Consider the following 13,777-nt stretch of genomic DNA (forward strand, 5'->3'; position numbering starts at 1 on the left):
GTGAAACCGTCTTGGCATGTTTTCCGTCGCGGTGATCGAGGACGCGGAAGCGGCCGAAGTGTCGCTGGATCCGGTCCGGGCCAGGCTGCTCGCCGAACTCGCCGAACCGGCGTCGGCCACGATGCTGGCCGCGCGGGTGGACCTGCCGAGACAGAAGGTGAACTACCACCTTCGCGCGCTTGAGAAGCACGGACTGGTCGAGCTCGTCGAGGAGAGGCGGAAGGGCAACGTCACCGAGCGCATGATGCGCGCGACCGCGTCTTCGTACGTCATCTCGCCGACGGCGCTCTCGGCCGTGCAACCCGATCCGGCCCAGTCACCAGACCGGCTGTCCGCGCGCTGGCTGCTCGCCGTGGCGGGCAGGCTGGTGCGCGATGTCGGCCTCCTGATCACCGGCGCGACCAAGGCGCGCAAACGGGTCGCGACCTTCGCGATCGACGGCGAGGTGCGGTTCTCCTCCGCCGCGGACCGGGCCGCGTTCGCCGAAGAGCTGACCGCCGCGATCACGAACCTGGTGAGCAAGTACCACGACGAAGACGCCGAACACGGCCGGGACCACCGGATCGTCGTCGCCGTCCACCCGAGCGTCCGCACCGAGCCCGAGGAGCGCTGAATGGGCCACGAATTCGAGATCACCGACCGCGTCGAGGTCGACGCGACACCGGAACAGGTCTGGGACGCCATCGCGACCGGGCCGGGGATCACGTCGTGGTTCATGGGGCGCAACGAGGTCGACGGAGGCGTCGGAGGAACGGTGAAGACCGCTTTCGGCGGTTTCGAACCCACCTCGGCGATCACGTCGTGGGACCCGCTGGAACGGCTCGTCTACGGCACGGAACCCGCGCCGGACGGCCGCTTCGTCGCCTACGAGTTCCTCATCGAGGGCCGCTCCGGCGGCAGCACCGTGCTGCGGACCGTGACGAGCGGCTTCCTGCCCGGCGACGACTGGGAAGACGAGTTCGAGGCGATGACCGCCGGCGGTCAGCTGTTCCTTCGCACCCTCGTCGAGTACCTCAACCGCTTCGCCGGCCGGAAGGCCCTTCCGGTGACGGTGTTCGGGCCGATGATCTCGGAGTGGGACAGCGCGTGGCTGACGCTGGGCCGGGAGCTGGGCCTGGCCGGGCGGCCGGAGAAGGGGGACCGGGTCCGGCTGTCCACCGGACCAATGTCCACTGTGGACGGCCAGGTCTACTTCACGAACGAGCAGACGGTCGGGATCCGGACCGAGGACGCGCTACTGAGGTTCGTCCGCGGTTTCGCCGGGCCGATATGCGCGATGCATCACCTGTTCGGCGACGTCGACTCCGCGGAACAGGACAAGCTCTGGGCCGAGTGGCTCGGCCGGGTGTTCAAGTGATGAGGCCGGGCAGGGGTGTGGCGGTGCGCTTCCGGCGCAACCACACCCTCCGCGTCCCATCGGAGTAGAGCCGGACGGTCGACAGCTCCCAGCCGGCGAACTCGGCGTGGATCGACAGCTGCGTCGCCGCCGCCCGCCGGGAAACACCGGGCGGAAGCTGCAACCGCCGGTATTCCCAATCCCCTTCGACCACCGCCTCGTCCACGACTGTCATGGCGTGATCACCTGGATCCCTTCTCCGATGGCCGAGCCGACGACCACACGGCCGCCCTGCTCGTCGACGGTGACCGAATCTGGCTGCCGCACGGTGGGGAACCGGTGCTTCTCGATCGGTTCCCCGCCGCGGACGTCGAAACCGACGACCTCGTTGCGTCCGGTGAGCGTGACCCAGACGAGGCCACGGGGGCGGTCGTAGGCGATGCCGTACGCGCCGCCGGGAACGGGATAACGCTGGCGCAGCAGCAACGGCGTCGTGGAGAACGCCAGCAGCGCTCCCGCCCGCGCGTCGGTGACGAAGACACGTCCGAGATCGTCGGTGACGGCGTTGGCCGCGCCGTCGCCCGCCCGGAGGCCCTCGCCGATCGTGCCCTCGTCGAGGTCGACGGCGAACAGAGCGGTGCGGAGCTTGTCGAGGACGACCACGCCGTCGCCGGTGTTCAGCACGTCGTCGGCGCTGTAGATCTGGCCGGTGATGGTCTTCGGTCCCGCGTTCTTCGACAGCACCTCGACGGCCTTGCGGTCCCGCACCGAGACCAGCGTCGCGTCACCGTCGGCGAGACCGGCCGACGGCTGCCCCGCGACCGGGACCGTCTCCAGCGCGCCACCGGGCAGCGAGACCTTCGCCAGCAGGCTCTTGCCAGGGACACTGGCGAGCACCTGGGATCCCGAGACGGTGAGCCGCTCGGCCGGGCCGGGCAACGCCACGGTCGCCTTCGGGGCGTCCAGGGCGGCGAGATCGTAGATACGCAGCGAAGGTGGCTCCGAAACGGCGACGACCAGCGTCTTGCTCGCCTCGTCGGTCACCAGCGCCTTCACGCCAGGCGTCGCGAACACCGACCCCGCGGGCTTGACCGTCACCGCGGGGGAGACCGCCGCGGTCGCCGCGACGGGGTTCTGCACGATCTGCAAGGTGTCGTTCGGTGTGTCGTCCGTACTACAGGACGAGAGCACCAGGATACCGGCGAGCGGGATCGCGATCCGGGAAACGGCGGACAGCCGACCCACCTTGGTGCCTCCACCTGCTACTCGTCGTACGGACCTGTCCAGCATCCTCCACGAACTCCACCACGTCACGTCCGCGTCACCCAACAGTCACCTGATCCAGTATTCGAGACGGCTCACAGGCCGCGTTCCGGGTACCCGACCTCGATCGCGCTGACGTCGTCGAGCGCCGAACGGATGGCGGGCGGGAGGGTGATCTCCTCGGCCGTGAGCGAACCGGTCAGTTGACCGGTGTCACGGGCTCCGACCACGGGCGCGACCACTCCGGGCCGGTCGCGGACCCACGCCAGCGCGACGGCCAGCGGCGACGTCCCGAGGCCGTCCGCGGCCGTCGCGACCGCCTGCACGATCCGGGCGGCACGATCGGTCCGGTGATGTTCGACATAGCCGGCGAAAACACTCGAAGCACCACGCGAATCGGCGGGAGTCCCGGTGCGGTACTTACCGGTGAGCACACCCCGGCCGAGCGGTGCCCACGGCAGGAGCCCGATCCCGTGGTGCTCCGCGGCTGGGACGACCTCGCGATCGACTCCGCGTTCCAGCAGCGAGTACTCGACCTGCGTCGAGACCAGCGGGGCGACGGCGGAGCTGCGGGCCGCGGCGGTCGCGAGCTGCCAGCCCGAGTAGTTGGAGACGCCGACGTAGCGGACCTTTCCGCAGGTCACGGCGTACTCGAGGGCGGCGAGCGTCTCGTCGACCGGCACGGTGGTGTCCCACGCGTGCAGCTGCCAGAGATCGATGTGGTCGGTGCCGAGCCGCCGGAGCGAGCCGTCGAGCGCGCTCAAGAGGGCACCGCGCGAGGCGCCGCCACCGAACGGGCCGTCGGTGCGGCGGGCGACGGCCTTGGTCGCGAGCACGATGTCGTCCCGGGGGACGAGGTCGCCGAGCAGCGCACCGAGGACGCGTTCGCTCTCGCCCTCGCCGTAGATGTCGGCGGTGTCGACCAGGGTGCCCCCGGCGTCGACGAACGCGACCAGCTGGCTGGCCGCCTCCTCCGAGTCGGTGTCGCCACCCCACGTCATGGTCCCGAGGGCCATCCGCGAGACCCGAAGTCCCGACCGGCCGAGCTGTCGCTTTTCCACGACGGGCGAGCCTAGCCGGAAGGCAAGTGCGGGACGCGGAGCAGGTGAGCGTGTCGTGATCGAGTACCACCGTGCGGGTCATCGCCGTGTCAACACCCTGAACGGAGGAGTGACTCTCCGGTGGATACATTCACGCCGTGCGACTCGGACTGAACTTGGGCTATTGGGGCGCGGGGAACGACGCGGCCAACCTGGCATTGGCGAAGAAGGCGGACGAACTGGACTACGCGGTCGTCTGGGCCGCGGAGGCCTACGGGTCGGACGCGCCGACAGTGCTCTCATGGGTGGCGGCGCAGACCTCACGGATCGACGTGGGCAGCGCGGTGCTCCAGATCCCCGCGCGGACGCCGGCGATGACCGCGATGACCGCCGCGACCCTGGACACGCTTTCGGGCGGCCGGTTCCGCCTCGGCCTGGGTGTTTCCGGCCCGCAGGTCTCCGAGGGCTGGCACGGCGTGAAGTTCGCGTCGCCGCTGGGCCGAACCCGCGAATACGTCGAGATCGTCCGCAAGGCGCTGAGCCGCGAGCGGGTCCGGTACGACGGCGACCACTTCCAGCTGCCCCTGCCCGGCGGTCCCGGCAAGGCGCTGACCCTGACCGTGCACCCCGTTCGCGAAGAGATCCCGGTGTACCTGGCCGCGATCGGCCCGAAGAACCTCGAGCTGACCGGCGAGATCGCGAACGGCTGGCTGCCGGTGTTCTACTCGCCCGAACACGCCGGTGAGCAGCTGAAGCTGATCCAGGCCGGTGCGGACAAGGCCGGGCGCACCCTCGACGGCTTCGACGTCGTGCCCACCGTCCCGCTCGTGGTCGGTGACGACTGGAAGGCCTGCGCCGACGCGGTCCGCGGCTACGCGGCGCTGTACATCGGCGGGATGGGCAGCCGGGAGAAGAACTTCTACAACCAGCTCGCCTGCCGGATGGGCTTCGAGCGCGAAGCCGCCGACGTCCAGCAGAAGTACCTGGGCAGGGACTACGAGGGCGCCATGAAGGCCGTCCCGCTGGAGTTCATCGACGCGACGTCGCTGCTGGGCCCGAAGGAGCGCATCGCCGAACGGATGCAGGCCTTCGCCGGGTCCGGCGTCACGACGCTGACCGTCGCGCCCGCCATGCCGGATCCGGAGGGCTCCGCACGCGCCCTCGAGGTCGCGGCCGAGGCGATCGAAACGGCCGGTGTCGCCTGATGGGCTGGTTCGAAGCGCTGGTCCTCGGTCTCGTCCAGGGCCTGACCGAGTTCCTGCCGATCTCCTCCAGCGCGCACCTGCGGATCACCGCGGCGCTCGCCGGCTGGGACGACCCCGGCGCCGCGTTCACCGCGGTGACCCAGATCGGTACCGAACTCGCGGTCATCCTGTACTTCTCGGCCAAGATCGGGAAGATCCTCCGCGCCTGGTTCTTCTCCATCTACAAGAAGGACTGGCGCCAGGACCCCGACGCCCGGCTGGGCTGGCTGATCATCGTCGGCTCGCTGCCGATCGTGGTGCTGGGCCTGCTGCTGCAGGACGCCATCGACGAAACCTTCCGTGACCTGCGGATCACCGCGACGACACTGATCGTGTTCGGCCTGATCCTGCTGGTGGCCGACCGCATCGGGAAGCAGCAGCGCACTCTCGACCACCTGACCGTGCCCCACGGCCTCGGCTTCGGGTTCGCCCAGGCGCTGGCGCTGATCCCGGGTGTCTCCCGCTCCGGTGGCACGACCAGCGCCGGGTTGCTGCTCGGCTACACCCGCGCGGAGGCGGCGGAGTACTCGTTCCTGCTGGCGCTGCCGGCGGTGTTCGGCTCGGGGCTGTACAAGCTGACCGACATCGGCAAGGACGGCGCCCCGGCGCAGTGGGGGCCGACGATCCTGGCGACGCTGGTCGCGTTCGGCGTCGGGTACGCCGTCATCGCCTGGCTGATGTCCTACATCAAGACCAAGAGCTTCGTGCCGTTCGTGATCTACCGGCTCGTGCTCGGCGTCCTGCTGTTCGTGCTGATCTTCACCGGTGTCCTCGACCCCGGCGCCGGTCCGCACATCTGATCCCGAGCATCCAGAGGACGAAACGCAGGGGTGGGCAAAGCACGACCCGTAGGGTGGGCCACGTGAGTACTGTGATCCTTCTGCGCCACGGCAAGTCCACGGCGAACGGTTCGGGCGTCCTTGCCGGGCGCACGCCCAAGGTCGGCCTGGACGACACCGGCCGGGCGCAGGCGGCCGCGCTCGTCGAGCGTCTGGCGCCGGTCCCGCTCGCGGAACTGGTGGTCTCGCCGATGCTCCGCTGCCGCCAAACGGTCGCGAAGCTGGCCGAGGCACGCGGTCTGGACAAGCTCAAAGAGCCCGGTTTGTCCGAAGTGGACTACGGCGAATGGACCGGACGCGCGCTCAAGGATCTGTTCAAGGAACCGCTGTGGCGCGTCGTGCAGGCGCATCCCTCGGCGGCGGTCTTCCCCGGCGGGGAAGGGCTCGCCGAGATGCAGGCGCGCGCGGTCGCCGCCGTTCGCGCGCACGACGCGAGGATCACCGCGAAGCACGGCGAAAACGCGGTGTGGCTCTTATGCAGCCATGGCGATGTGATCAAGGCGATCCTCGCCGACGCGCTCGGCCAGCACCTCGATTCCTTCCAGCGGATCGTGGTCGACCCGGCGTCGGTCTCGGTCGTCCGGTACACCGAGACTCGTCCGTTCGTGTTGCGCGTCAACGACAACGGCGGCGACCTGGCCGGTATCGCCCCACCCGAACCCCCGGCCAAAGCCAAGCGCGGCAAGGGAAAACGCAGCTCCGACGCGGTGGTGGGCGGTACCACCGGAGCGTGACCACTTCCGCCGTGGCGTCACCGCCACGGACGGCATCCACCGGCCCCTCGCTGCCCGTAAGGTGGCCAGACCAGCAGATTCGACGACCCGGGAGCAACACCGATGATTTCGCAGGACAACCCGTTCGCCGCGCCGAGTGAGCTGCCCTACGCCCTTCCGCCGTTCGACCGGATCGCCGACGAGCACTTCCTTCCCGCCTTCGAAGCGGGCCTGGCCGAGCACGCCGCCGAAATCGAGGAAATCGCCGGCTCGGCCGAGCCGGCGACCTTCGAGAACACCATCGTCGCGCTCGAAAAGTCCGGCAGGCTGCTGTCCCGGGTGTCCAGCGTGTTCTTCAACCTCGCCGGGTCGAACGCGAACGACGAGATCCAGCGCGTGCAGGCCGAGATGGCGCCGCGGCTGGCCGCGCACGCCGACGCCATCAACCTGAACCCGGCGCTGTTCGCGCGGATCAACTCCCTGTTCGAGCGCCGGGACGAACTCGGCCTCGACGCCGAGTCGCTGCGTCTGCTGGAGCGTCACCACACCGACGTGCGCCGTGCCGGCGCCGGGCTTCCCGAAGCCGATCAGAAGCGCCTGCGTGAGCTGAACGAACAGATTTCGACGCTGTCGACGCGGTTCCAGCAGAACCTGCTCAAGGACACCAACGAACTGGCCGTGGTCGTCGACGACGTCGCGCAACTCGCGGGTCTCGGTGATGACGAGATCGCGACGGCCGCCGAAACCGCAGGCGAGGAGGGCAAGTACGTCCTCAAGCTGACCCTGCCGACCGCGCAAGCCGCGTTGGGTTCGCTGGAAGACCGCGCGCTGCGTGAGCGGATCTTCACCGCGTCGGTCTCCCGCGGCAACCGGGGCAACGAGTTCGACAACAACGAGGTCGTGGCCCAGCTGGTCCGGTTGCGTGCCGAGCGGGCCGCCGTGCTCGGCTTCCCCGACCACGCCTCGTACGTCATCGAGGACGAGACCGCGAAGACCGCGGAGGCCGCCGTCGGTCTCCTGGAGCGGCTCGCGCCCGTCGCGGTCGCCAACGCCAAGGCGGAGGCCGAAGAGCTGCAGCGGTACCTCGAAGCCGACATCCCCGGCGCGGTCCTGCGGCCGTGGGACTGGGCGTTCTACGCCGAACGCGTCCGCAAGGACCGGTTCGAGGTCGACACCGCCGCGCTGCGCCCGTACTTCGAGCTGAACCGGGTGCTGACCGACGGCGTCTTCTTCGCCGCGTCCAAGCTGTACGGCCTGAGCTTCACCGAGCGGGAAGACCTGCCGAAGTACCACCCCGAGGTCCGGATCTTCGAGGTCTTCGACGCCGACGGTGCGGAACTCGGCCTGTTCCTGCTCGACTACTACGCCCGCGACTCGAAGCGCGGCGGCGCCTGGATGAACAACTTCGTCGACCAGACGAGGCTGCTGGGCACGAAGACGGTCGTGGTGAACGTGCTCAACGTCGCAAAGCCGCCGGCGGGGGAGCCGACCCTGCTGACCTTCGACGAGGTCGTCACCGCGTTCCACGAGTTCGGGCACGCACTGCACTCGCTGCTTTCGGATGTCGAGTACCCGATGTTCTCGGGCACCAACGTCCCGCGTGACTTCGTCGAGTATCCCTCGCAGGTCAACGAGATGTGGATGCTCTGGCCCGAGGTGCTGGCCAACTACGCCAAGCACCACGTGACCGGTGAGCCGCTGCCGCAGGAGCAGATCGACAAGCTCCTGGCGTCGCAGCAGTACGGCGAAGGCTTCTCGACCACCGAGTACCTCGCGGCGTCCCTCCTCGACCAGGCATGGCACGCGCTGGGCACCGAGGACAACGTCGAGGACGTCCAGCGGTTCGAGGCCGAGGCGCTGACCAAGGCCGGTGTCGCGCTGGAAGCCGTGCCGCCGCGCTACCGCACCACCTACTTCGCGCACATCTTCAGCGGCGGCTACAGCGCCGGGTACTACTCCTACATCTGGAGTGAGGTCCTCGACGCCGACACCGTCCAGTGGTTCCGGGAGAACGGCGGGCTCACCAGGGAGAACGGCGACCACTTCCGCCGCGAACTCCTCGGCCGGGGCGGCAGCGTCGACCCGATGGCCGCCTTCCGCGCGTTCCGCGGCCGCGACCCGGAGATCGAGCCGCTCCTGAAGCGGCGCGGCCTCGCGGGCGCCTGACCCTGACGGTTCCCCCGCCCGGACACCCCCAGTGTCCAGGCGGGGGAACCGCGCTCAGGCGGCCAGTTCGGCGACGGCCGCGGCCACGTCGTCCACCTCCCGTTCGGTGTTGTAGTAGTGCGGGCTCAGCCGGAGGCACCAGTCGACGTCCTTGTCCCCGAAGTCGAACTGCGCGAACTCCCGGTAGCTGAGCGCCGAGTTGATCCGGCGGGCGTCCATCGCCGCCTTGAAGGGCACGGCTTCCCAGCCCTTGATGGAGAACGTCACCAGCGCGCCCAGTTCCGGGCCCCGGTCGAGCACTTCGACGCCGGGGATGGCGGCGAGCCCGTGCCGCAGTCTCGCCGCGAGCGCGGGAGTGCGCCGTGAGATCGCCTCCAGGCCGACCTCACGGGCGTACCTCGCGGCGGCGGCGCATCCGAGCACGGTGGCGTAGGGGAATTCCCATTCTTCGAACCGGGAAGCGGACTTCGCCGGTTCGTACGCGCCGGGCGCGCTCCAGCGGGCTCCGTGCATGTCGATGAACAACGGCTCGTGCCCGGCGTCGAGGAAGCGGTCGGAGACGTACAGGAACCCCGAACCACGTGGCCCGCGCAGGAATTTGCGACACGTCGAGGTGAGCAGGTCGGCGCCGATCTCCTCGACGTCGACGGGGTACTGTCCGATCGACTGGCAGGCGTCGACCAGGTAGAGCAGGCCGAGGTCCCGGCAGTGCCGCCCGATCTCGGCGACCGGCTGGACGAGGCCAGAGTTGGTCGGGATATGCGTGGCGGCGACCAGCTTCGGTTTCTTGGCGCGCATCAGAGCCGCCATCGCTTCGACGTCGACACCGCCCTCCCGCGAGTCCGGCGCGTGCACGACCTCGACTCCGAAGCGCTTCCGCAGCGACAGGAACGCGATCTGGTTGGAGATGAAGTCGTTGCGGGTGGTGAGGACGACGTCGCCGGGTTCGAACCGGATCGACGACAAGGCCGTGGAGTAGGCGTGGGTGGCGCTCGCGGCGAAGGCGATGTTGCGGGGCCGCGCGTTGATGAGCGCGGCGATCTCGTCGTAGAAACCGGTGACCTCGGCCGCGCGGGCCGCGGCGGCCTCGTATCCGCCGATCTCGGCTTCGAGGTTCAGATGATCGAGCATCGCGGCCAAGACCGGCTTCGCCAGAAGCCCGCAGCCGGCGTTGTTGAAATGGATGACCTTCTCGCAGCCCGGGGTATCGGCTCGCAGGGCCGGGACGTCCAGTAGTGATTCCGCCGGAATTCCAGTAGCACTATCATGTTGCTTCATGTCGGATAGTAGCACTTCCGCGCTCGTCGCCCAGTTGCGTTCCCTCATCCGCTCGGCGGCCGCGGGGGAGAGGTTGCCCAGCAGCCGGGAGCTGATCGAGCGCTACCGGGTCGGCCCGGGAACGGTCTCTCGCGCCATCGCCCTGCTGGCCGCCGAGGGTGCGGTCGTGACCCGTCCCGGGAGCGGGACGTACGTCGCGACGAAGCCGGCAGCTGCGGGCGAGCCGGTCGACACGGCGTGGCAGACGGTCGCGCTGACCGATCGCAGCATCGACACCAGATCCCTCACCGGTGTCCTCGGCCCGCCACCGGAGGGTGCGATCTTGCTCGACGGCGGCTATCCGCATCGGTCGTTGCAGGCGACTCGCTCCCTGAGCGCGGCACTGGCGCGGGCGGGCCGCCGCCCGGACGCCTGGGATCGCGCACCCGCCGCCGGTCTGCCCGCGCTGAGGGCGGTGTTCGCGGGCCCGGCCGGTGCGTCACCGGACGACGTCCTGATCACCGCCGGCGGACAGAGCGGGCTGTCCATGGCGTTCCGTGCCATCGCGGCGCCCGGCAGCCCGGTCCTCGTCGAATCGCCGACCTATCCGGGGGCGCTCGCCGCCGCGCGGGCGGCGGGGCTCCGGCCGGTGCCGGTCCCGATCGACGAGGACGGGGTCCGCCCGGACCTGCTGGCCGAGGCGTTCGCGATGACCGGTGCCCGGCTGTTCTACTGCCAGCCGGCCTTTCACAACCCGACCGGGACGGTGCTCGCGGCCGAACGGCGTACGCGGGTACTGGACGTCGCCCGGGCGGCGGGCGCGTTCGTCCTGGAGGATGACTTCGCCCGATACCTCTCCCACGGGGCGGCCGCACCGCGTCCGCTGATCACCGACGACCGCGACGGCGCGGTCGTCCACCTGACGTCGGTGACCAAGGCCGCCGCGCCGAGCCTCCGGATCGGCGCATTGATCGCGCGAGGGCCGGTCCTCGACCGGATGAAGGCGATCCGGCGGGTCGACGACTTCTTCGTCTCCCGCCCACTGCAGGAGGCCGCCCTCGAACTGCTCAGCGCGCCTTCGTGGGAACGGCACGTCCGGAGGCTCGGTTCAGAACTGCGGGAACGATGCGTGAAAGCGGCCGCGGCGCTGGCGGGGAAGTGTCCTGAGTGGACTATCGCGCGGCTCCCCGAGGGGGGCCTTCACCTGTGGGTGCGACTGCCCTCGGGGAGTGACGCGAACGCGCTCGCTCGTGTAGCGAGAGAGCGAGGAGTTGTGGTCGGGGCAGGGGAGAGGTTCTTCGCCACCGAGCCGTCCGGACCGTTCCTCCGGCTGAACTTCGCGGCCGCCGCCGACATCGCCGAACTCACCGAAGGCATCCGGCGGCTCGACCCGAATGTATAACGACCTATACAGTCCGGCTCAGGACAAAATCGCTTCCAGGAACAGATAAACACCACCGCCGAGGACGACGTCGGTGGCCACTCCGGCCGTGACCTCGGCCTTGGTGTGATCGCCGAGCTCGACGCGGGACCAGCAGACCCAGCCGACGCCGAGGAAGAGGAGCGCGAGCCAGGGGCCGTAGACGCGGATGAGCATCACGGCAGCACCCGCGGCCACCATCGCGTGCATCGAGATCTTGAACTTCAGCCCGAAGGTGATCGCGAGCGCGGCGACCAGGCAGACGAGTTCCGCGGCCGCGAGCGCGATCATCTCGTGCGGGGAACCGCCGGCGACGAGAATGGCGAATCCGGCGGCCAGCGAGCCGATGCAGACCGCGAACGGGACGAGCCGTCCGGCGCGATCGGTGACGTGGTGACTGTCCCACTTGCCTTTCCGGGCGCCGCGCACGATCACGGCCATCGGGATCAGCGAGCCGGTCACGCCGACGACGAGTCCCCACAGCACGGTCTCGCCGAGGTGGTGGGCGGTGACCTTCCAGGCGACGACCAGCGGCAGGCCGAGCACCCAGACCCAGGGAGCGAGCACCTCGGTGGCGAACCGCGCGAGGTGCCGGCGGATCCCGGGGGCTTCCGTCGCCTGGGTGGGCATGGCGTGTGGTCTCCTCGGGATCGTGGCCGGATCGGCTCCTGCCGGACTCGCGCCCGGCAGGAGCGGTGATCATCGTTCCAGACCGCGGCGCCCCGCTCGCGCGAGGATGTCGGCGCCGGCCGGATCGGCGCGGACGGCGTCGTCGAAGCCTTCCTTCGGCAGCACGGTGTTCCCGGCCACGGCCACGGTCTGGGGCGGGGTGTCGTAGCCGTCGGGCAGGGCGTCCCAGAAGTTGCCGACGAAGGCGACGTTCTCCATCGGCGGGCCCACCTGTAGCACGATAGGGGTGTCGGCCCGGCAGACGATGTTGCCCAGCACAGTGATCCACGCCGCGCCGTAGTCGGCGTACAGCCCGAAGTTGTACGAGGTGAGGACGTCGCGGATCACGTTCCCGCGGACCAGCGCCCCGCCCGCGAACGACGAGCCCTGTGGGGCCGACAGGTAGATCCCGCCGCCGTCCATCAGCTTCCCCATGCTGCGTTCGACGAGATTCGAGAGCACCTGGGTGGCCTTGGCCTTCTCCCCGCCGGTGATCACGATGCCGTTGTGCGGGACGTCGTGGATCTCGTTGTGGGCCACGGTGGTCTCTTCGGACTCGACGACGAGGACGGCGGGGGAGCCGCGGTACTCGGTGCCGATGTGGTGGACGAGGTTGTCCTCCATGGAGACCCGGGTACCGGCGTGGACGGCGATCCCACTGCCGGAGATCTCGTCGAAGACGTTCGCCCGGATGCCGACATCGGTGCCGCCCTCGATCAGGAGTGCTCCCGCACCGAGCCGGGTGAAGTGGTTGCCCTCCAAGGTGACCCGGTTCGCCGACGTGAGGCTGACGTTGGCGGGCAGCTGGACCGGCTCGGCAGGTACATGGACGTAGCCCACCTCGGCACCGAGGTCGATCTTCTGGAATTCGCCCCGCTCGTAGCGGGCGTTGCCGTGATAGTGCAGGTAGCCGCCGGTGCGGGCGACGCCGGACCAGGTCGCGTCGGCGAAGGTGAAGCCACGCAGCACGAGGTCGTGCACGCCCCGCCCGGTGATGAGCGACTCGAGCATCGGGGCGACGACCCTGGTCTTGCCGATCTCCTCGCCGGGGCGGGGACGGTAGTGCAGGACGTGGCCGTCCCCTTCGGTACGGCTGACGGCGAAGGTGCCCGGTTCGGTCAGGAAGGCCACGTTGTTTTCGAGCAGGGAAGGCGCGGCGAGTCCGTCCCAGGTGCCGTCTCCGCCCGCGCCGTACCACTTGGAGTCGTAGAGGGAGTTGGCGCGGTCGAAGGCGGGCTGAGCCATGGTGATCGTGGTGGAGGTGGTGTCGCCGGTGATCGACGCGACCGCGAGGCGTGCTTCGGACCATGGGTAGACGCCGGGGTAGACGAACTCCAGATCCGACGGGTCCGGCCACGATTGCGGCACGGTGCTGTCCGTGACGTAACCAGTCGCTGTTTTCGTCACGTTCCCGGGTAGACCCGTGGTGCGGGTCGCCCTTGCGGCGGGCCGGCCGTCCACGGTTAGCCGTCGCGGGGCGAGGTCTCCGACCGGTGCCGTCCAGATACCGTCGCGGCCCGTCGCCCAGCCGGTGATTTCGTGGCCGCCGCTCAGTTCGACCTTCGCCTGTTCCGGTGTTCCGTAGCCATCCGCCTGGTAGATCACGCGGAAACCGTTCGAGCCGGAATCGCCGAGTGCGTCGTCGAAAACAACGGGTGCCTCAAGATGGTGGACACCTGCGCCGAAGGTGACGATGACGTCGCCGGTCATTCCGGCGGTGATGGCGCGGACGGCCTCCTGTGCTGCTTTCGGGGAGCCGAACGGCCGGTCGGCGGTGCCTGCCCAGTCGTCTCTACCCTCGGGGGACACGAAGAACCTGATCTCAGGCAT

Annotated in this window: 13 protein-coding genes; 7 read left to right on the plus strand and 6 right to left on the minus strand. The window is 69.5% G+C overall.

All coding sequences use genetic code 11. The annotated features are described in order from the left end of the window. Positions 1–16 precede the first annotated feature (16 nt). Both ACXIZN_RS11420 and ACXIZN_RS11425 read left to right on the plus strand, forming a co-directional pair. Entirely contained in the window at positions 17–613 is a 597-nt protein-coding gene (locus ACXIZN_RS11420) for a winged helix-turn-helix domain-containing protein (protein WP_457954199.1), read from the plus strand. Then, complete coding sequence (locus ACXIZN_RS11425) at positions 614–1,357, plus strand: SRPBCC family protein (RefSeq protein WP_457954200.1); 744 nt, start codon at positions 614–616, stop codon at positions 1,355–1,357. On the opposite strand, the gene ACXIZN_RS11430 is transcribed toward ACXIZN_RS11425, so the two are convergent. The 3 genes from ACXIZN_RS11430 to ACXIZN_RS11440 all read right to left on the minus strand — a co-directional run bounded on the left by ACXIZN_RS11430 (position 1,350) and on the right by ACXIZN_RS11440 (position 3,660). Beyond that, positions 1,350–1,571: a DUF5703 family protein gene (locus ACXIZN_RS11430; protein WP_016334446.1), complete on the minus strand. Its 222-nt coding sequence runs from the start codon at positions 1,569–1,571 to the stop codon at positions 1,350–1,352. The genes ACXIZN_RS11425 and ACXIZN_RS11430 overlap by 8 nt on opposite strands. Continuing rightward, positions 1,568–2,581 (minus strand): YncE family protein, encoded by a 1,014-nt coding sequence (locus tag ACXIZN_RS11435; RefSeq protein ID WP_457954203.1) that lies wholly within the window; start codon positions 2,579–2,581, stop codon positions 1,568–1,570. The genes ACXIZN_RS11430 and ACXIZN_RS11435 overlap by 4 nt, the downstream gene beginning before the upstream one ends. Before the next feature lie 113 nt (positions 2,582–2,694). Next, positions 2,695–3,660, minus strand: coding sequence for an aldo/keto reductase (locus ACXIZN_RS11440; RefSeq protein ID WP_185927109.1), 966 nt, complete (start codon positions 3,658–3,660; stop codon positions 2,695–2,697). A gap of 137 nt (positions 3,661–3,797) precedes the next feature. Between ACXIZN_RS11440 and ACXIZN_RS11445 the strand changes: the two genes are divergently transcribed. The 4 genes from ACXIZN_RS11445 (at position 3,798) to ACXIZN_RS11460 (ending at position 8,601) form a co-directional block, all read left to right on the plus strand. Further along, complete coding sequence (locus ACXIZN_RS11445) at positions 3,798–4,844, plus strand: LLM class F420-dependent oxidoreductase (protein ID WP_457954205.1); 1,047 nt, start codon at positions 3,798–3,800, stop codon at positions 4,842–4,844. Beyond that, complete coding sequence (locus ACXIZN_RS11450; RefSeq protein WP_034318569.1) at positions 4,844–5,683, plus strand: undecaprenyl-diphosphate phosphatase; 840 nt, start codon at positions 4,844–4,846, stop codon at positions 5,681–5,683. Before ACXIZN_RS11445 ends, ACXIZN_RS11450 begins: the two co-directional genes overlap by 1 nt. 62 nt (positions 5,684–5,745) lie before the next feature. Then, positions 5,746–6,456 carry a histidine phosphatase family protein gene (locus ACXIZN_RS11455; protein WP_126733119.1) on the plus strand — a complete coding sequence of 237 codons (711 nt, stop codon included), beginning with the start codon at positions 5,746–5,748 and terminating at the stop codon, positions 6,454–6,456. A gap of 102 nt (positions 6,457–6,558) precedes the next feature. Then, complete coding sequence (locus tag ACXIZN_RS11460; RefSeq protein ID WP_457954207.1) at positions 6,559–8,601, plus strand: M3 family metallopeptidase; 2,043 nt, start codon at positions 6,559–6,561, stop codon at positions 8,599–8,601. A gap of 54 nt (positions 8,602–8,655) precedes the next feature. On the opposite strand, the gene ACXIZN_RS11465 is transcribed toward ACXIZN_RS11460, so the two are convergent. After that, the gene (locus ACXIZN_RS11465) at positions 8,656–9,879 is read right to left on the minus strand and encodes an aminotransferase class V-fold PLP-dependent enzyme (RefSeq protein WP_457954209.1); all 1,224 of its coding nucleotides are present in this window, start codon (positions 9,877–9,879) and stop codon (positions 8,656–8,658) included. Here ACXIZN_RS11465 and ACXIZN_RS11470 point away from each other — a divergent pair. Continuing rightward, complete coding sequence (locus ACXIZN_RS11470; RefSeq protein ID WP_457954211.1) at positions 9,878–11,260, plus strand: aminotransferase-like domain-containing protein; 1,383 nt, start codon at positions 9,878–9,880, stop codon at positions 11,258–11,260. The genes ACXIZN_RS11465 and ACXIZN_RS11470 overlap by 2 nt on opposite strands. A gap of 18 nt (positions 11,261–11,278) precedes the next feature. On the opposite strand, the gene ACXIZN_RS11475 is transcribed toward ACXIZN_RS11470, so the two are convergent. Beyond that, a complete protein-coding gene (locus ACXIZN_RS11475) occupies positions 11,279–11,908 on the minus strand; it encodes a hypothetical protein (protein ID WP_457954212.1) in 630 nt (209 codons plus the stop codon). A 69-nt stretch (positions 11,909–11,977) separates the two neighbouring features. Further along, the gene (locus ACXIZN_RS11480) at positions 11,978–13,777 is read right to left on the minus strand and encodes a right-handed parallel beta-helix repeat-containing protein (RefSeq protein WP_457954214.1); all 1,800 of its coding nucleotides are present in this window, start codon (positions 13,775–13,777) and stop codon (positions 11,978–11,980) included.

This window comes from Amycolatopsis sp. TRM77291 (assembly GCF_054166285.1).

What these genes read in the sequence shown, in the direction of transcription:
- ACXIZN_RS11450 (WP_034318569.1), top strand. Translation starts at nt 4,844, where the DNA reads ATGGGCTGGTTCGAAGCGCTGGTCCTCGGTCTCGTCCAGGGCCTGACC.
- ACXIZN_RS11480 (WP_457954214.1), bottom strand. Translation starts at nt 13,777, where the DNA reads ATGCCTGAGATCAGGTTCTTCGTGTCCCCCGAGGGTAGAGACGACTGG.
- ACXIZN_RS11475 (WP_457954212.1), bottom strand. Translation starts at nt 11,908, where the DNA reads ATGCCCACCCAGGCGACGGAAGCCCCCGGGATCCGCCGGCACCTCGCG.
- ACXIZN_RS11430 (WP_016334446.1), bottom strand. Translation starts at nt 1,571, where the DNA reads ATGACAGTCGTGGACGAGGCGGTGGTCGAAGGGGATTGGGAATACCGG.
- ACXIZN_RS11465 (WP_457954209.1), bottom strand. Translation starts at nt 9,879, where the DNA reads ATGAAGCAACATGATAGTGCTACTGGAATTCCGGCGGAATCACTACTG.
- ACXIZN_RS11425 (WP_457954200.1), top strand. Translation starts at nt 614, where the DNA reads ATGGGCCACGAATTCGAGATCACCGACCGCGTCGAGGTCGACGCGACA.
- ACXIZN_RS11460 (WP_457954207.1), top strand. Translation starts at nt 6,559, where the DNA reads ATGATTTCGCAGGACAACCCGTTCGCCGCGCCGAGTGAGCTGCCCTAC.
- ACXIZN_RS11420 (WP_457954199.1), top strand. Translation starts at nt 17, where the DNA reads ATGTTTTCCGTCGCGGTGATCGAGGACGCGGAAGCGGCCGAAGTGTCG.
- ACXIZN_RS11470 (WP_457954211.1), top strand. Translation starts at nt 9,878, where the DNA reads ATGTCGGATAGTAGCACTTCCGCGCTCGTCGCCCAGTTGCGTTCCCTC.